Origin of the sequence: Streptomyces sp. NPDC091271, from assembly GCF_044757505.1 — a bacterium.
Classification (GTDB): Bacteria; Actinomycetota; Actinomycetes; order Streptomycetales; family Streptomycetaceae; genus Streptomyces.
In genome coordinates this window covers 68,177-85,229 of sequence record NZ_JBIVVD010000007.1, presented here as the reverse complement: position 1 = coordinate 85,229, position 17,053 = coordinate 68,177, and the positions used below count along the sequence as shown (strand labels likewise).

Annotated in this window: 17 protein-coding genes; 10 read left to right on the top strand and 7 right to left on the bottom strand. The window is 72.2% G+C overall.

Translation table 11 applies throughout. The features are described 5' to 3' along the window. Positions 1-24 precede the first annotated feature (24 nt). The 6 genes from ACIQM3_RS27415 to ACIQM3_RS27390 all read left to right on the top strand — a co-directional run bounded on the left by ACIQM3_RS27415 (position 25) and on the right by ACIQM3_RS27390 (position 6,981). Positions 25-525, top strand: a complete 501-nt coding sequence (locus tag ACIQM3_RS27415; RefSeq protein WP_401628576.1) for a hypothetical protein — start codon at positions 25-27, stop codon at positions 523-525. A 16-nt stretch (positions 526-541) separates the two neighbouring features. Further along, positions 542-1,228 (top strand): GntR family transcriptional regulator, encoded by a 687-nt coding sequence (locus ACIQM3_RS27410; RefSeq protein ID WP_401628573.1) that lies wholly within the window; start codon positions 542-544, stop codon positions 1,226-1,228. A 183-nt stretch (positions 1,229-1,411) separates the two neighbouring features. Beyond that, a complete protein-coding gene (locus ACIQM3_RS27405; RefSeq protein WP_401628570.1) occupies positions 1,412-2,689 on the top strand; it encodes an amidohydrolase family protein in 1,278 nt (425 codons plus the stop codon). A 62-nt stretch (positions 2,690-2,751) separates the two neighbouring features. After that, positions 2,752-4,122 carry an amidohydrolase family protein gene (locus ACIQM3_RS27400; protein WP_401628567.1) on the top strand — a complete coding sequence of 457 codons (1,371 nt, stop codon included), beginning with the start codon at positions 2,752-2,754 and terminating at the stop codon, positions 4,120-4,122. A gap of 92 nt (positions 4,123-4,214) precedes the next feature. Beyond that, positions 4,215-4,769: a TetR/AcrR family transcriptional regulator gene (locus tag ACIQM3_RS27395; RefSeq protein ID WP_401628564.1), complete on the top strand. Its 555-nt coding sequence runs from the start codon at positions 4,215-4,217 to the stop codon at positions 4,767-4,769. Between the two features lie 40 nt (positions 4,770-4,809). Next, positions 4,810-6,981: an MMPL family transporter gene (locus tag ACIQM3_RS27390; RefSeq protein ID WP_401628561.1), complete on the top strand. Its 2,172-nt coding sequence runs from the start codon at positions 4,810-4,812 to the stop codon at positions 6,979-6,981. Between the two features lie 51 nt (positions 6,982-7,032). On the opposite strand, the gene msrB is transcribed toward ACIQM3_RS27390, so the two are convergent. The 4 genes from msrB to ACIQM3_RS27370 all read right to left on the bottom strand — a co-directional run bounded on the left by msrB (position 7,033) and on the right by ACIQM3_RS27370 (position 10,282). Next, entirely contained in the window at positions 7,033-7,440 is a 408-nt protein-coding gene (msrB, locus tag ACIQM3_RS27385) for a peptide-methionine (R)-S-oxide reductase MsrB (protein ID WP_401628559.1), read from the bottom strand. 10 nt (positions 7,441-7,450) lie between these two features. After that, the gene (murC, locus tag ACIQM3_RS27380) at positions 7,451-8,845 is read right to left on the bottom strand and encodes a UDP-N-acetylmuramate--L-alanine ligase (protein WP_401628557.1); all 1,395 of its coding nucleotides are present in this window, start codon (positions 8,843-8,845) and stop codon (positions 7,451-7,453) included. A 46-nt stretch (positions 8,846-8,891) separates the two neighbouring features. Next, positions 8,892-9,344 (bottom strand): indole-3-glycerol phosphate synthase, encoded by a 453-nt coding sequence (locus ACIQM3_RS27375; RefSeq protein ID WP_362936555.1) that lies wholly within the window; start codon positions 9,342-9,344, stop codon positions 8,892-8,894. Between the two features lie 158 nt (positions 9,345-9,502). Next, a complete protein-coding gene (locus ACIQM3_RS27370) occupies positions 9,503-10,282 on the bottom strand; it encodes a pyrimidine reductase family protein (protein WP_401628554.1) in 780 nt (259 codons plus the stop codon). A gap of 37 nt (positions 10,283-10,319) precedes the next feature. Here ACIQM3_RS27370 and zapE point away from each other — a divergent pair, with 37 nt between their 5' ends. The 4 genes from zapE (at position 10,320) to ACIQM3_RS27350 (ending at position 14,436) form a co-directional block, all read left to right on the top strand. Continuing rightward, complete coding sequence (gene zapE, locus ACIQM3_RS27365) at positions 10,320-11,411, top strand: cell division protein ZapE (RefSeq protein ID WP_401628551.1); 1,092 nt, start codon at positions 10,320-10,322, stop codon at positions 11,409-11,411. Positions 11,412-11,495: 84 nt separating this feature from the next. Further along, positions 11,496-11,921 (top strand): OsmC family protein, encoded by a 426-nt coding sequence (locus tag ACIQM3_RS27360; protein WP_362936546.1) that lies wholly within the window; start codon positions 11,496-11,498, stop codon positions 11,919-11,921. 134 nt (positions 11,922-12,055) lie between these two features. After that, positions 12,056-13,432, top strand: coding sequence for an alkaline phosphatase PhoX (locus ACIQM3_RS27355; protein WP_401628549.1), 1,377 nt, complete (start codon positions 12,056-12,058; stop codon positions 13,430-13,432). A 95-nt stretch (positions 13,433-13,527) separates the two neighbouring features. After that, positions 13,528-14,436 (top strand): polysaccharide deacetylase family protein, encoded by a 909-nt coding sequence (locus ACIQM3_RS27350; protein WP_401628546.1) that lies wholly within the window; start codon positions 13,528-13,530, stop codon positions 14,434-14,436. A 17-nt stretch (positions 14,437-14,453) separates the two neighbouring features. Here ACIQM3_RS27350 and ACIQM3_RS27345 read toward each other — a convergent pair whose 3' ends face one another. Genes ACIQM3_RS27345 through ACIQM3_RS27335 form a run of 3 tightly spaced genes read right to left on the bottom strand, consistent with a single transcriptional unit; the run spans position 14,454 to position 17,013 of the window. Continuing rightward, positions 14,454-14,633, bottom strand: coding sequence for a hypothetical protein (locus tag ACIQM3_RS27345; RefSeq protein ID WP_401628543.1), 180 nt, complete (start codon positions 14,631-14,633; stop codon positions 14,454-14,456). 14 nt (positions 14,634-14,647) lie between these two features. After that, entirely contained in the window at positions 14,648-16,342 is a 1,695-nt protein-coding gene (locus tag ACIQM3_RS27340; protein WP_401628541.1) for an ATP-binding cassette domain-containing protein, read from the bottom strand. Then, a complete protein-coding gene (locus tag ACIQM3_RS27335; RefSeq protein WP_401628538.1) occupies positions 16,339-17,013 on the bottom strand; it encodes an AIM24 family protein in 675 nt (224 codons plus the stop codon). Before ACIQM3_RS27335 ends, ACIQM3_RS27340 begins: the two co-directional genes overlap by 4 nt. Positions 17,014-17,053: the final 40 nt, after the last annotated feature.

Sequence of the window (17,053 nt, the reverse complement as noted above, 5' to 3'; positions counted from 1 at the left end):
CGTGACACCCCAGGAGGAGACGGCATGACGACGAACCGCGGACGCAAGGACGTCATCCGGGACCGGATGGCCGCGACCGGCGAGTCGTACAACGTCGCCGCGCGGAATCTCAAGGCGATGAAGGACATGGGCGCCACCGGCGAAGCCCGGCTCGTCCAGCGGTGGCAGCCCGCGGAGTCGCTGGACGTGCCGTGCCCGTGCGGCGGTACGTGTGAGCCGGGCGAGACGTGCGATCACTGCCATGCCCGGCACCGGCATGTGAAGCGTTACCCGGGCAGTGTCACGGACGTCGAGGTCTGGGCGGACCGCTACGAGTGCATGGGCTGCTCGTCGTCGTACACGCTCACCGTCCACCTGGCGGGGCGCCCGTGGGGCGTGGCCGAGACCGTGGTGCAGGGCGGTGCGGCCGAGGAGGTCGTACGGGCCAGGGTGTTCCCCGGGGTGGTGCACCCCTTGCTGCGGGCCGAGGCGGCCGCGGAGTCCGGGTCCGGGTCCGGGTCCGGGTCCGGGTCCGACGAGGACTAGGTTCAAGGCGGAACAGGTGGCGGACGGAAGCGACAGCGGTTCACGTGCGCCGGGGGCGCCGGTGCCGGCCTCGCTCAGCGCGAGGGCGCGTGAAGCCGTCCTGCAGCGCATCGTCGACCGGCGGTACGCGCAGGGCGCCCGCCTCGTCGAGCGGGAGGTCGCCGAGGAGCTCAGCATGTCCCGCGTGCCCGTACGCGAGGCACTTCGCGCGCTGGTCGCGGAAGGTCTGCTGGAGCTGCTCCCCCACAGCGGCGTCCGCGTGCGCCGCCTCGAATACTCCGATGTCGAGCACCTGTACGAGGTCTGGGAGCCCCTGGCCGTCCAGGCGTCGCGGCTCGCGGCCCGTGCGGTGGCGGGGGGCCGGAGCGGAGGGCTGGCCGTTCTCGAATCCACCCTCCGCCAAGCGGAGTCGGCCGCCGCGTCGGACGAGGGGACACGCGAGGTGGCCGCCCACACCGCCTTCCACGAGGGTGTCGTGGCGATGTCGGGCAACCCCCTGCTGGCACGCACCATGGAGCAGCTGAGCTGGCAGCTCCGGCTGCTGTTCGGCATGCGCGAGGAGCCCGCCCACATGCGGGCCCAGCACGCGGAGATGTTCCGGCACATCTCCGCCGGCGACGTGGAGGCCGCTGCGGCCTGCACGCTCCTGCATGTACGTGACAGCCGAGCCGTCGCCCTTCGCTCGCTGTTCGGCGACGCCTGATACCCGGCAAGGGCCTGTAGGCCTGCGGCTTGTATACCAAGCCGATCTCACACGTGCGCCATGCCGGGGGTGATGGCCTCAAATCCCGCATTACGGCTGTTCGACGACATGATCCTTGCCCGTCGTCCGATGCTTGGTATACAAATTCTGTAGCCATCGGCCCACTCCCCCCAAGGAGCTCTCATGTGCGTCGAAGCCCTCCCCCCACCCTCAGGCAAGCTGACCCGCCGCGGAGTTCTCGCCGGTGCCGCCGCCCTCGCCGGGACCGTGGCCGCGGCGGCTCCGGCGGTGGCCGCTCCCGCGGACCGGGGCGCCTCCGGCGGCGCGGTGCGAGGCGGCAGCCTCGTCATCCGGGGCGGCACCCTCCTCGACCCGGCGACCGGCGAGGTCACCGAGAACGCCGTCGTCGTCATCCGCGACGGGACGGTGCGCGCGGCCGGACCACGCGGCAGTGTCGGTATACCGGGCGACGCCGACGTCCTGGACGCGCACGGGCGCTGGGTCCTGCCGGGCCTGGTCGACGCGCACATCCACCTGAGCACGGCCGCCGAGGCCCGTGACGCCGTCCGCCAGGGGGCGACCAGCGCACGCAGCGGGTCGACGTCGTTCTACCAGGACATCGCCGTCCGCGAACTGGCCCGGCACAGCCCCGACCTCGCGCCCCGGCTGACCGCGGCGGGCGTCTTCGTCACCCCGGACCTCGGTGAGACCGTGCTCGCCGACCCGGACCTCACCCCGCTCGCCCGGCTCAAGGACGGTGTCCGCTCGGCCGAGGCCCTGCGCCGCGTGGTGGAGGTGAACATCGCGCGTGGTGCGGACGTGATCAAGACGCGGGTCAACGAGCGCGCCGGGCTGCCCGAACAGGACCCGCTCACCCAGGTGTACTCGCACGAGCAGCTCTCGGAGGTCGTCACCGCGGCACGGCGACGGGGCAAGGGCGTCCTCTGCCACAGCTACAGCGAGCAGGGCTGCCACGACGCCGTCACCGCCGGCATCCGCTCCCTGGAACACGGCGCGTTCGTCGGGGAGCGCACTCTGGACGAGATGCTCCGCAGGGGTACGTACTTCACGCCGACCCTCACCGCCATCGCCGGCCTGGCACAGTCCACGGACCCGGTCCTCGCCGAGCGGGGGCGCACCTACCTCCCCGTCCTGGAACGGGCGGTCCTCGCCGCGCACGAACTCGGCGTGCCGCTCGCCGCCGGGACGGACTCGTCCGGCGGCACGGTGCGGCCCATCGGCCGAGAGGTGGAGCTGATGCGTGCGGCCGGACTGCCCGCCCTCGACGCGATCCGCACCGCCACGACGGGCGCGGCCCGCCTCCTCGGGCTGGAACGCACGGTGGGCCGTCTCGCGCGCGGTTACGCGGGCGACGCGATCCTCGTGGACGGCGACCCTCTGGCCGACGTCTCCGTCCTCACGAAGCCGGTGCGGGTGATCCGGGCGGGCGTCGCACTCTGACCCGTCCGGGCCCCCGCCCCTCCCCCGCACCCTCGCCGCGCCGACCCGCAGTAGGAGTCCCCATGCAGCCGTCATCGCCCGCTCCCGGCACCTTCTCCCGTCGCACGGTGCTGGCCGGTGCCGCCGCACTCGCCGGCACCACGGCCACGACGACCGCGGCCGTGGTGGCCCCGGCCGCCCGCGCCGACGCCGCCCCGGCCGGAGCAGCCGCGTCCGGTGCCGCACCGGACGACAGCAGGACCGTCGTCTTCCGCGACGTACGCCTGCGCGGGGCTCCGGAGACCACGGACCTCGTGGTCGTCGACGGCCGCGTCTCACGGGGCCCGGCACCTCGCGGCGCGAAGGTCGTCGACGGTGGCGGCCGGATCGCTCTGCCGTCCCTCGTGGACGCGCACATCCACCCCGACAAGACCACCTGGGGCGGATCCTGGGTGTCGCGCCGGCCGGCGAGCGGTATCGCGGACTACGTCGCCCAGGACGTGGACCTGTTCCACAGTCAGCGCCGGCCCGTCGCGGAACGGGCGTACGGCCTGATGGCCCACGCCGTCACGCGCGGCACGCGGGCGATGCGCGCCCACGCCGACGTGGCCCCGGCCTACGACCTGGCCGGGGTCGAGGGTCTGTCGGAGGCCCGCGAGCGGCTCCGGCACGCCCTGGACGTCCAGATCGTGGCCTTCCCGCAGCACGGTGTCATCCGCACTCCGGGCACGGCGGAGCTGCTGGAGGAAGCGGCACGCACCGGCGCCGTCGACCTGATCGGCGGCATCGACCCCGGCGGTTTCGACCAGGCCCTGGACGAGCAGCTCGACCTCGTCTTCGGTATCGCCGACCGTCACGGCATCGGCGTGGACATCCACCTGCACGACCGGGGAGCGCAGGGGATCGAGGCGCTGCGCGGCATCATCGACCGGACGCGCGCACTGTCCCTCACCGGCAAGGTCACCGTGAGCCACGTCTTCTGCCTGCCCGGGCTGGCGGACGGTGAACTCGGCTCCCTCGCCGCCGAACTGGGTGATCTGGACATCGCGCTCACCACGGTGGCGCCGTCCGACTCCCTGGTGCTGCCGATCGCACGGCTGCGCGAGCACGGCGTGCGGGTCGGGCTCGGTTCCGACGGCGTACGCGACTCCTGGAGCCCCTTCGGCAACGCCGACATGCTGCACCGCGCCCATCTGCTCGGATGGGTCACGGACGTGCGCCTGGACGAGGAGCTGGCGGACTGTTACCGCGTCGCGACCCATGGGGGCGCGGACGTCATGGGCCTCGCGCACGCGGACCTCCGGCCCGGGGCCCCGGCCGACTTCGTCCTGCTGCGGGGCGAGTGCCTGCCTCAGGTCGTCGTGGACATGCCCCGGCGGGACATGGTCGTGCACGGCGGAGTGGTCGTGGCGCGCGACGGAGAGCTCGTCGGCCGGAGCCGGCCGGAGAAGTAGCGCCCCCTCCCCCGCGGCGGATGTGGCGTGCGTCACCCGGAACGCCTGACCGATCGGTCAGCTCTGACCGATCGGTCAGCTACGGTGGCCTCATGCCACGTCCGCCTTCCGCGATGCGTCGTCAGATTCTCGACTCCGCACTGCGTCTCTTCGCCGAGCACGGCTTCAAGGGAACCTCGCTGCACGACATCGCAGTCGAGGCGCACTGCTCCAAGGCGTCCCTGCTGTACCACTTCGCCGGCAAGGACGCGATCCTCACCGAACTGCTGACCCCTCCGGCCGAGGGGCTCTCCTCCATGGGCGAGGAGCTGGCCACGCTGACCGGCGGTCAGGCCGTCGAATCCGCCATCACGGGCTACGTCGGCCTCGCCATGCGCTTCCACCTCGAAATAAAGATCATCTTCGCCGAGCTGCCCGACATGCTCGGCCATCCCGTGCTGGCCGTCATCCCCCGGGCCGTCGACCAGCTCGCGGCCGCGCTGGCCGGCCGTTCGGACGAGCCCCGTGCGCGCGTGACGGCGCAGATGGTGATCGGCGGCGTGGCTGTCACGGTCGCGGCCGGCGTGGATGTCGAACCCGGCACGATGCGTGCCGAACTGGTCCAGGGAGCACTGAGAACCCTCGGGCATCCGACCGGCCGGAGCTGACAGAAGCCGTCCAGACCGAAGAGAAAGACGCCTCCTTCGCATGGCAATACTGCTGTACCGGCTCGGCCGGCTGTCCTTCCGGCGCCGAGGGCGTGTCCTCGCCCTCTGGCTCCTGCTGCTCGCCCTGCTCGGTGGGGGCGCCGCGGCCTTCAGCGGGCCCACCACCAGCAAGTTCTCGATCCCCGGCACCGAGTCCCAGAAGGCCCTGGACTCGCTCGCCCGGGAGTTCCCGCAGGCGGGCGGCGCGACGGGGACCATAGTCGTCGCCGCACCCGAGGGCGGGAAGCTCACGCCCACGGCTGTCGCTCCTGTGACCGATGAGGCCGCCGAGGTGCCCGGCGTCCTCGCGGCCGTCGACCCCTTCGTGTCCAAGGCCGTCTCGCAGGACGGCCGCTACGCCCTGATCCAGGTGCAGTTCGAGTCGGGTGCCGACGGCATCACGGACGCGCAGCGGGAGGCGTTCACCGAGGCGGGCGCGTCCGTCTCCGGTCTGCGGGTCGAACACGGCGGCGAGATCATGCGGGGCGTACCGGAGATCGGTTCGACCGAGATCATCGGTGTCGGCGTCGCCGCCCTCGTCCTGGTCCTCACCTTCGGCTCCCTGGTGGCCGCGGGCATGACCCTGCTGAACGCCCTGGTCGGCGTGGCGGCCGGCATGGCGGGGCTCTTCGCCCTCAGCAGCACCGTGGAGCTGACCAGCACCGCGCCCATCCTCGCGCTCATGCTGGGCCTGGCGGTCGGCATCGACTACGCCCTGTTCATCACCTCCCGTTACCGCCACTACCTCTCGGAGGGCATGGACGGGGAGGAAGCGGCAGGCCGGGCGGCCGGGACCGCCGGTTCGGCCGTCGTGTTCGCGGGTGCCACCGTCGTCATCGCGCTCGCGGGGCTCGCAGTCGCCGGTGTGCCCTTCCTGACGGTCATGGGCCTGGCCGCCGCGGCCACGGTCGCTCTCGCGGTGCTGGTGTCCCTCACACTGCTGCCGGCCGTCCTCGGCTTCGCGGGCGCCCGTGTACTGCCCCGCAAGCAGCGGACCCAGGACCGGACACCCGACCCGGCCCGCGTCGAGGTTGAGACCGGCTTCGGCTTCCGCTGGGGCCGGATCGTGGCACGGCTGCGTGTGCCCGTCCTCATCCTCGGGGTGGTCGGACTCGGCGCTCTCGCCCTGCCCGTGCAGGACATGCGTCTGGCGCTGCCCGACGCGAGCACCGAGGCGGTCGGATCGCCCAACCGCGAGGCGTACGACCTGACGACCGAAGGGTTCGGCGAGGGCTTCAACGGCCGGCTGGTCGCCGTCGTGTCGGGCGACACCGCCCAGGCGACCGGTACGGCGGCCAAGGAGACCGCCGCGCTCATCACGGACACCGACGGGGTACTGGCCGTCGCCGCCCCGCAGATGAACGAGAAGGGCACCACCGCCCTCCTGGCCGTGATCCCCGAGACCGGTCCCACCGCCGCCGCGACCGAGGACACCGTCAACGAGATCCGTGACCGGGTGGCGGACGTCGGGGGCGCCGCCGTCTCACTGACCGGCGCCACCGCGGTCGGCATCGACGTCTCCGAGAAGCTCGCCGCCGCGCTGCCGGTCTATCTCCTGCTCGTGGTCGGGCTGTCCGTCCTGCTGCTGATGCTCGTCTTCCGGTCGATCCTGGTGCCCCTCAAGGCGGCGCTGGGCTTCCTGCTGACCATCGGCGCCACCTTCGGGATCACCGTCGCCATCTTCCAGGAAGGCCATCTGGCGGATCTGGTCGGCCTCGACACGCCCGGGCCGCTGGTCAGCTTCCTGCCCATCCTCCTGATCGGCATCCTCTTCGGGCTGGCCATGGACTACGAGGTCTTCCTCGTCTCGCGGATGCGGGAGGACTTCGTCCACGGTGCCGACGCCCGCGAGTCCGTCATCAGCGGTGTCGGCCACAACGCACGCGTGGTGACGGCAGCAGCGGTGATCATGACGGCCGTCTTCGGCGGATTCGTCTTCATGCCCGACCCGATCATCAAGTCCATCGGGTTCGCCCTGGCGATCGGCGTGCTCGTCGACGCCTTCGTCGTGCGTATGGCGCTCGTACCGGCGGTCATGCACCTTCTGGGACGCGCCGCGTGGTGGCTGCCCCGCCCCGTCGACCGGGTTCTGCCCGACCTCGACATCGAGGGCGAGCGACTGCGGCGGGAGATCCCTGTGCAGCGGGATCCGGTCGAGCTCGTGAGGACGTGAACACACCGGTGCCCCCGGCCCGAGGGCCGGGGGCACCGGGGGTGCGGCCGCTCAGCTCTCGTCCGGCGCCAGGGTCAGCGAGATCGAGTTGATGCAGTAACGCTGGTCCGTGGGCGTCTGATAGCCCTCTCCCTCGAACACGTGCCCGAGGTGCGAGCCGCAGCGGGCGCAGCGCACCTCGGTGCGGGCCATGCCCAGGGTGTTGTCCTGGAGCAGCTCGACCGCGTCGGTGTCCTTCGGGTCGTAGAAGGACGGCCAGCCGCAGTGCGACTCGAATTTGGTGTCGGAGCGGAACAGCTCCGCACCGCAGGCACGGCAGGAGTAGACGCCTGCCGTCCTGGTGTCGGTGTACTCACCCACGAAGGCGGGCTCGGTGCCGGCCTTGCGCAGCACCGCGTACTCGGCGGGGGTCAGCTCCGCCCGCCATTGCTCGTCCGGCTTCTCGACGTCGTACGACACGGTGGCTCCCTCAGCTCGACAGGTGGTCCAGGATCTGCGGGCCGAGGTCGGTGACATCGCCCGCTCCCATGGTGAGAACCAGATCGCCGGGCTTCGCCATTCCCGCGACGGCCGCGGGGACGGCGGCCTTGTCGTGTACTGCCGTGACGTCGGCGCCCGCGGCCTTCGCGGCGTCGATGATCAGTGCGCTCGTGACGCCCGGGACCGGGTCCTCCCTGGCCGGGTAGATGTCCAGGACCAGCGAGGCGTCGGCGAGGGCGAGGGCCTGGCCCATCTCCGTGCCGAGCTCCTGGGTGCGGGAGAAGAGGTGGGGCTGGAAGACCACCAGGAGGCGGGCGTCGGTCACCGCGCCGCGCATGGCCTCCAGGTCGGCGGTCATCTCCGTGGGGTGGTGCGCGTACGAGTCGATGACCTGGACGCCGGCCGCCTCGCCCTTGAGCTGGAGGCGGCGCTTGACCCCGGTGTACTTGCCGATGGCGGAGGCCAGATTGTGCGCGGGGATGCCGAGGGCGACACCGGCGGCGAGCGCGGCCACCGCGTTGTGCGCGTAGTGGCGGCCCGGGACGGAGACCGTGAAGGTGAGGTACTTGCCGTTGAGGACGACCGTGACCTCGCTGGTCAGACCACGCGGGGTGACCTTGTGCACGCGTACGTCCGCGCCCTCGGACTCGCCGTAGGTGACGACGGTGAGGGAGGAGAGCTCGCGGACCCGGCGGGTCAGCTCGACAGCGCCGGGCTGGTCGGCGGCGACGACCAGGGTCCCGCCCGGGACGACCTTGCCGACGAAGGTCTCGAAGGACTCGTAGATCTCGTCCATCGAGGCGTAGTTCGCGTGGTGGTCCAGCTCGACGTTGAGGACGATCGCGACCTCGGGGGCGTACTTCTGGAAGCTCCGGTCGCTCTCGTCGGCCTCGGCGACGAAGATGTCGCCGCTGCCGTGCGTGGCGTTGGTGCCGGGACCCTCCAGGTCGCCGCCGATGGCGTACGACGGGTCGAGGGCGAGCTCGGAGAGTGCGACGGCGAGCATCGACGTGGTGGTCGTCTTGCCGTGCGTGCCGGCGACCGCGATGGCGCGCAGGCCGTCCATCAGGGAGGCGAGCGCGTCGGAGCGGTGGACGACGGGGATGTCCAGCTCGGCGGCGCGGACCAGCTCGGGGTTGTCGGCCCGGATGGCGCTGGAGACGACCACCGAGGTCGCGTCGTCGGCCAGGTGGCCGGCGGCGTGCCCGATGTGGACGGTCGCGCCGAGCGCGCGCAGGGCCTCGGCGGTGGCGGACTCCCTGGCGTCGCTGCCCGCCACCTTCGCGCCGCGCTGGGCGAGGATCTTCGCGATGCCCGACATTCCGGCGCCGCCGATGCCGATGAAGTGCGGCCGTTCCAGGGCGGCAGGAATACCGGGTGCCATACGTGTCTCTCCCGAGCTGTGGGGTGGGTCTGGGTCGGCCCCCAGCCTATTCGCTGTGCGCGAAGAGCTTGAGCACCGGTACGCCGACCTTGTGGCGGGCGCGGGAGGCCCAGTCGCGGTGGAAGAACTCCTCGACGTAGTGCGGCGCCGTCAGGACGATCACCTCGTCGGCCCCGGAGTCGTCGACCACGGTCTTCAGTTTGTCCAGGGGGTGGTCCTCGACCACCTGTCCGACGGCCTCCGACCCTGCCTCGCGCAGCTCCCGGAGCGAGAACTCCAGCGCCATCTCGGCGGGCTCCCTGGCCTCCTTCCCCTCCGGCTGCTCCCCCTCGCGGACGGCTTCCCGCAGCTCACCGATCGCCACGTCGTCGATCGCGCGCAGCAGCACATCGGCCTGGTCACTGCGGGGCTGCATCAGCACGACGAACGAGATCCGCTCCTCGCCGTGGAGGGTCGTGACGAATTCCACGTCCTCGGGGGTGAGGGGCTTCTCGATCATCAAAACGCTTGTGAACACGACAGGCGCCCTTCCGCTTCATCTCGTCGGCCGCAGGGACGGCCGCTGTTGCTGAAACCATCCTTCCCCGCAATTGCACGGGGTAGCAGGACTAAGTGTGCCCACCCGGAGCTAACCGGAACGGGTAATTCCGCTAAGTGTCAGATCTTCCCGTACCGAGTGAAGAGGAATCCTGCCTCCTCCAGGAGCGAGAGGAGGGAGAAACGTTCCGGCACGGTGACGGCGGGACCGCCCGCGATGCGCTGCGCGTCTCCGGCTGTCAGCAGCGGGGACAGGGTCAGGCAGAGCTCGTCCAGCACCCCTGCCGCCACGAACTGGCCGAGCAGACGCGGCCCGCCTTCGGTGAGGAGCCGGCTGAAGCCCCGCCGGCCCAGTGCGGCGACCGCACGCGCCGGGTCGACGGCGGCGCCGTCCCCGGCGAACAGCACCTCGGCCCCCGCCTCCCGGGCGGCCCGGACCCGGTCCGAGGGCGCCGTCGCCCCGGTGACCACCAAGGTCGGGACCAGCGGCGACACGAAGAGCGGCAGCGAGAAGTCCAGGTCCAGGCTCGCGCTGACGACCGCGACGGCCGGGGCGGGGCCCTGGCCCGCCGCCTCGCGCCGGGCGGCGAAGGCCTCGCGTGCGCGCGCCGGCCGGTAGCCCTCCAGACGCACCGTCTCGGCGCCGACGACGACCACGTCGGCAAGGCCTCGCAGGGTGCCGAAGATCCGCATGTCGGTGGGGCAGGAGATGCCCTGGGAGCGGCCGTCGTGCTGGGCGGCGCCGTCCAGGGTGGAGACCATGTTGGCCCGGAGCCAGGGACGCCCGCCGTCGGGATAGGCGTAGGCGTCCGCCAGCTCGTCGAGCGTCCACTCGCGGTCGGCGGCCGCAGTGGCGGCGGGCGGGGTTGTCAGGTCCGTCACAGGGAGCAGGCGTCGCATGCCCAGCAGTCTGGCACGGCCCTTAAGGTGGAGAGTTGTGTCGTCCTCCAAAGCCGTGCCGGGGCAGAGCCCCATAGCCGAAACGGCCCCGCAGTCCCTGTGCGCCCTCGAGCCGCGCGTCCCCGCCGACCGTCTGGTCGCGGAGATGGTGCCGCCGCCGCGCTTCGACTCGGTGCGTTTCGATACGTATGTACCCGACCCGAACCAGCCGAGCCAGACCGAGGCGGTCGAGGTCCTCAGCTCGTTCGCGGCGGGGCTCGGCGGGGCGCATGCGACGGGCACCGGCAAGCGCAGGTGGTTCGGCAGGAAGGCCGCCGAGCCCAGCGGGCCTCGGGGTGTCTACCTCGACGGCGGCTACGGCGTCGGCAAGACCCACCTGCTGGCCTCCCTCTGGCACGCCACCCCGGCCGACCCCTCGCTCAAGGCGTTCGGCACCTTCGTCGAGCTGACGAACCTGGTCGGCGCGCTGGGTTTCCAGCAGACCGTCCGGACCCTGAGCGGCCACCGGCTGCTCTGCATCGACGAATTCGAACTGGACGACCCGGGCGACACGGTCCTGGTGTCCTCCCTGCTCAGCAGGCTCGTCGAGGCGGGTGTCGCACTGGCCGCGACCTCGAACACACTGCCCGGCAAGCTCGGCGAGGGCCGCTTCGCGGCGGCCGACTTCCTCCGCGAGATCCAGGGGCTGTCCTCGCACTTCCGGCCGCTGCGGATCGACGGCGAGGACTACCGCCACCGAGGGCTGCCCGAGGCGCCGCCGCCGTACTCCGACGACCAGGTCACCAGGGCCGCGTACGCGACTCCGGGGGCCTCGCTCGACGACTTCCCCGCCCTGCTCGACCACCTCGCCCGGGTGCATCCGAGCCGGTACGGCGCGCTGACGGACGGGGTCACGGCGGTCTGCCTCACCGATGTGCAGCCGGTGCCCGACCAGTCGACGGCGCTGCGCCTGGTCGTCCTCGCGGACCGGCTGTACGACCGCGAGGTCCCGGTGCTCGCCTCCGGTCTCCCCTTCGACCGGCTGTTCAGCGACGAGATGCTGAACGGCGGGTACCGGAAGAAGTACTTCCGGGCCATCTCGCGGCTGACGGCACTGGCGCGTGACGCAAAGGGACTGGTGGCGCAGTAGGTTCGGGGGTTGCAGGGCGTACGAGTGCCTCCGGGTGCCGCGTACGCCCGTACCAACCGCGCACACCGTTTGAAGGGATCCAGCATGGCTACCACGCGTCAGGCGCACACGGTCTGGGAAGGCAACCTGCTCGAGGGCAACGGCGTTGTCACCCTCGACTCCTCGGGGATCGGGGCGTACCCGGTCTCCTGGCCGTCCCGCGCGGAGAAGGCGAACGGCAAGACCAGCCCCGAGGAGCTCATCGCCGCCGCGCACTCCAGCTGCTTCTCGATGGCCCTGTCCAACGGTCTGGCCACGGCGGGCACCCCGCCCACCCGGCTGAACACCCAGGCCGAGGTCACCTTCCAGCCCGGCACCGGTATCACCGGCATCCACCTCACGGTGGAGGGCGAGGTCCCGGGTCTGGACGAGGCGGGCTTCGTGAAGGCCGCCGAGGACGCCAAGGCGAACTGCCCGGTCAGCCAGGCGCTCTCGGGCACCACCATCACGCTCACCGCGTCGCTGGCCTGAGAACCACCCGTCCCCGGGGCCTCGTCCGCCCCGGGGGCACAGGCGGCATCGTGGCCCGCATGGTTCCCGCGCGCCACGGCACGTGGTACACACATGCGGGTCACTTCACCTGTCCGCCAACAGGGAGTTGCCTCATGTCATCCGCATCCCGACACCTCGCAACACGACGACAGGTCCTGGCCGGCAGCGCCGCGACCGCGGCCTCGGTCGCCTTCACCGGGGCCTTCACCGAGCTCTTCTCCGGCACCGCCGAAGCCAGGGGGCACAGCGGTTACGGCCCCCTCCTGCCGGACCCCGACGGCCTGCTCGATCTGCCGAAAGGTTTCCGCTACCGGGTGCTCTCCCGGGAGGGCGACCAGCTCCGCTCCGGCGAGGGCCAGGTTCCCAGCAACCACGACGGCATGGCCGCCTTCGCGGGCCGCAACGGCCGCGTCCACCTCGTGCGCAACCACGAGAACCGCAACACCGGAAAGATCGGCGTCCCCACGGTCGAGGGCCTCACCTACGACCCGATGGGCAAGGGCGGCTGCACGTCCCTCGAACTCGACGGCCGCGGCAACGTACGCGGCGAGCGCGTCGCCATCGCGGGCACGGCCGTCAACTGCGCCGGCGGGCCCACCCCCTGGAACACCTGGCTGACGTGCGAGGAGACCGAGGACAGGGCCGGCACCAACGGTTACACCAAGGACCACGGGTTCATCTTCGAGGTGGACGGCGCCGATCCGCGCCGCACCGGGGCCGTACCGCTGACCGCGATGGGGCGCTTCCAGCACGAGGCCATCGCGGTCGACCCGAAGAACGGCATCGTGTACGAGACGGAGGACGCCTTCGAGAGGCCGTTCGGGCTCTTCTACCGCTTCCTCCCCGAGAAACCGCTCGGCGGCACGGGCTCCCTGCGGGCGGGCGGCGCGCTGGAGGCCATGCGGGTGCCCGGCGTGCCCGACCTCTCGGCGATCCAGGAGACGGGTGCGAGCTTCGACCGGATCGAGTGGGTCCCCGTACCCGACCCGCAGGCGGCCCAGACGCCGATCCGGCTGCAGGACTTCGGGCCGAAGGGCATCACGCACGCCCAGAAGCTGGAGGGCTGTTACTGGGGCGGTTCCTCGGTGTACTTCGTCTCCAGCTTCGCGCACAGCTCGGAGGGGTCGGCCGCCGACCACTTCGGCCAGGTGTGGCGGTACGAGCCGAAGCGGCGGAGGCTCACCCTCGTGATCGTCTTCGGCCCGGACACCGACATCCAGCTGCCCGGCGAGTCCCCCGACAACATCTGCCTCGCCGCAGGGGGCGGACTGATGGTCTGTGAGGACGGGGGCGGCGCACAGCACGTGCTCGGGGTGACGCGGCGCGGTGAGGTCTACCCGATGGCGCGGGGCCGGCAGAACATCGGGACGGCCGAGGAGCCGGAGTGGGGCGAGTTCGCGGGCGTCACGTTCTCACCGGACGGCGGGACGATGTTCGTGAACTGCTACACGCCGGGGACGACGTTCGCGGTGACGGGCCCCTGGCGCTGACGGGGGTACGGGCAGTCGGGTGATCCGGCTGCCCGGCCGGCCGGCGGCCGGAGCGCCGCGAGCACGATCTGCCGGACCACGGCTAGCGTCCTTCGATGATCAAATCCGTTCGTACGATGATCGTGCTGACTGTGGTGGGTGGCGTGCTCACCGGCTGCGGAAGCTCCGGGGCGACCCGCGCCACGACCGCCGCGCTCCCGACGGCCTCTCCTTCACCGGCGGCGGAACCCGCGACGGGGCCCACATCCTCGTCGCGGGTTCCGGAGAGCGAGCCGCCCGTCCTGGCCCCCGGCCCCGGTGGCCTCACGCCGGTCTTCGAACGACGGGCGGGCGGGGCCGGCAAGGGCTCCGGGAGCAAGGCGGGCGGGACCGACAAGGTCGTGGCCCTCACCTTCGACGCCGACATGACGGCGGATCAGGGGCCGCGTGCCGCTGACGGCGAGCGCTTCGACAATCCCGGGCTGATCGCGTCGCTGCGCCGGCTGAAGGTCCCCTCGACGGTCTTCATGACCGGCAGGTGGGCGCAGGAGTATCCGGCCCAGGCCCGCTCGATCGGCACCGACCCCCTGTTCGAGATCGCCAACCACTCGTTCAGCCACTACGCCTTCTCCTCCCCCTGCTACGGCCTTCCGGCCGTAGCGAAGGCGGACATGCGGAGCGATGTGGAGCGGGCCTTCACAGCGATCCGGAAGACCGGGGCGCGCAACGTCGTGCCGTACTTCCGCTTCCCCGGCGGCTGCTACGACGACGCGTCGCTGAAAGCTCTGGCGGGCACCGGTGTGACCGCGGTGCAGTGGGACGTGGTCAGCGGTGACGCCTTCGCCACGGACGCGGACGCGGTGGCCGAGCAGGTGCTGGACGGGGTGGAGCCGGGGTCCCTGGTGGTCATGCACTGCACCCGCAGCGCGGCGCCCGTCACCGACGACGCCGTACGCCGGATCGTCCCGGAGCTGCGCGAGCGCGGCTTCCGCTTCGTCAAGGTCTCCGAGCTGATGCGCGGCTGAGCAGTCCCACCCGCGCGTCAGCCGGAACAGGCGGTGCGCCCCGCCTCCTGCCACGCGCAGACCGGGCAGAGGGTGGCGCCCTTCGTCGACTCCGGGTGTTCGGTCGGCTTCCGGCACAGCACGCACTCGGCGTACGGCGGGCCCGCGCCCACGGGTGCGGGGTCCGGCGCGGGCGTCTCGCAGTACGCATCGTCCATACGCCCGAGCGTACTCACTCGCGCAGAGCGGCGATCCGGGACGTCGGTACGGCCACCGCGACGGCGATGGCGAAGGCCCCCGCCAGGGGCAGGAGCGGAACCCGCACCGTGCCGGTGAGCGAACCGGAGACCAGGCCCGTCACCGCGGCCTTCGCGGGTGAGCCGTCGGTCACGAGGGCGAGCAGCGCGCCGGACACGGTGGCGGCGAGCGACCATCCGTGCCGGTGCAGGACCGGCCGGGCGCAGAGCGCCCCGACCGCCGCTCCCAGCAGCGCGGAGCACCAGGCCGCGAGCAGTCCGGCGAGCGCGGCGGGCAGGAGCGGGACGGCGACGGTGTGGTCGGTGCTGACCGGTTCGCTGATCAGCAGGACGATCCCCGCACCCACGGCGCCCAGGGCGAGCGCACACCCCAGGCCGGTGAGCAGCGAGGCGAGGTGGGCGCGCGACGGCCCTACGGCGGAGGCGGTGACCGTCCGGGCGGCGAGCGGCTCCTGGGTGACGCAGAGCCGCACGAACCAGGCGGCCGCGGGGAGCAGCGCCGCGGCGGCGTAGCCGAGCGAGTCCAGCAGGGGCTGTCCCGCCCGTACGCCGATGCCGAGGACCGCCGTGTACAGGAGGAGGGGCGCGAGCCACCGCTGGGAGCGTGCCAGGGTCGCGGCCTGGTAGCGGATCACGGCGGTCGTGGCACCCACCGGTGATCGGACCGCACGGGCCGGGCGGGAGGCCGTCTCCGGCACGGGAGCGGCGGTGCCCGCGGGCCCCGGGCGCTCCGGCACGGGAGCGGCCGTGCCCGCGGGCCCCGGGCCGGGAGCCGGACGGGGCATCGGATCCACGGCCGCCCCGTCCGTGGCGAGGGGTCCGGGGGCCGGCACCGGTGCGGGGAGCTGTGAGAGCCCCGTGACGTGCCACGCCGGACGGGCCGTGAGGAGGGCGTGGAGCACGGTGTCCGAGTGTGCCGCGGTCGTCGTGAGCCGGACCGCGCCCGGGCTCCCGGCGTCCCGTTCCACCACGGGTGCGCCCGGCAGCCCTGGCGGGAGGGCGGCGGACGGGCGGCCCGTCGCCTCGATCCGGACGCGCGGGCCGGTATCACCGGGCGAATCCGCCGCCGGGGTGAGCGTGCGGCCCTCCAGCCGGTACGCGAGGCCGGCCGCTCCGGCGAGCCGCCGCGGGTCGTGGTCGACGAACACCACCGTGGCGCCCTCGGCGACCCGCTCGGCGACGGCGCGGTCCAGTTCGCCGCGGGCCGCGGCGTCGAGCCCGGTCCAGGCCTCGTCCAGGACGAGGAGGTCCGGTTCGGCGAGGAGCGCCTGGGCGACGGCGACCTTCTGGCTGGTCCCCTTGGAGAGTTCCGCGAGAGGTGTACGGGCGTGCCCGGCGGCCCCGAAGCGCGCCAGCCACTCCTGGGCCCTCACGGCGGCCTCGGCGGTGGGGAGCCCGTGGACGCGGCCCATGTGGACGAGGTAGCCGGCCGCGGTGAACGGGAGCGCCGCGGGGAAGCGTTCGGGGACGTACGCCGTGCGCGGCCGGTCCGTGAGCCGCCCCTCGGTCGGCGCGTCGACGCCGGCGAGCAGCCTCAGCAGAGTCGACTTGCCGACACCGTTGGCGCCCTCGATCCGGAGCAGGGTGCGCGCGGGCAGCTCCAGATCGAGCCCGCGCAGCACCCAGGGGCCGCGCAGGCCGTACCGGCGGCCGACTCCTCGAAGGATCAAGAGGACGACTTCTCCGGCTTGAGCTCACTCGGGCGTACGATCACGAATCCCTCGCCCTGGAGCATCAGCTGGACCGCCTCGCCGGACCCGCCGCGCACCATGGAGCCGACACTCTGCGAGCGGTGCAGGGAGGTGGAGAGCTGGGCGCTCCAGCCGACGACCGCGTCCGTGTCGACGTACACCGGCTGCTGCGCGGTGACGGGGATCACGATGGGGGTGCCGTCGCAGATCAGGCCGAGCTTGCCGTATCCGCTGAAGACGCTGTTGAAGAGGCCGCCGCCGGTCATTCCGGCGCCCTTCACGGTCTTTATCTCGTAGGACAGACTGGCGTCGAAACAGAGGACGTTGCGGCCGTTGACGGTCAGGACGTCACCCTGCTCCATCTCCACGATGAAACAGTTGGCCGCCTCGTGGGCGAACCAGGCCTCTCCCTGGCCGGTGACCGCCATCAGGGCCAGCCCCTCGCCGGTCACGGCCCGCTTGAGCATGCCACCGATGCCCTGGCCCTTGCGCTCGAACTGGAGATTGCCACGGAAGGCGATCATGGATCCCTGACGTGCGTGCATCTCACCGTTGACGGCGTACTTGACGGACTTGGCGTTCTGCAGGGTCATGCCGGGGGCGGTGGCCTGCTGCGCCATGTGCTCGCTGGAAAAGAGGTCGCTCTTCATAGCGGGCATCCTCACCCGGAGGCCTCTGTTCCGCCAAGAA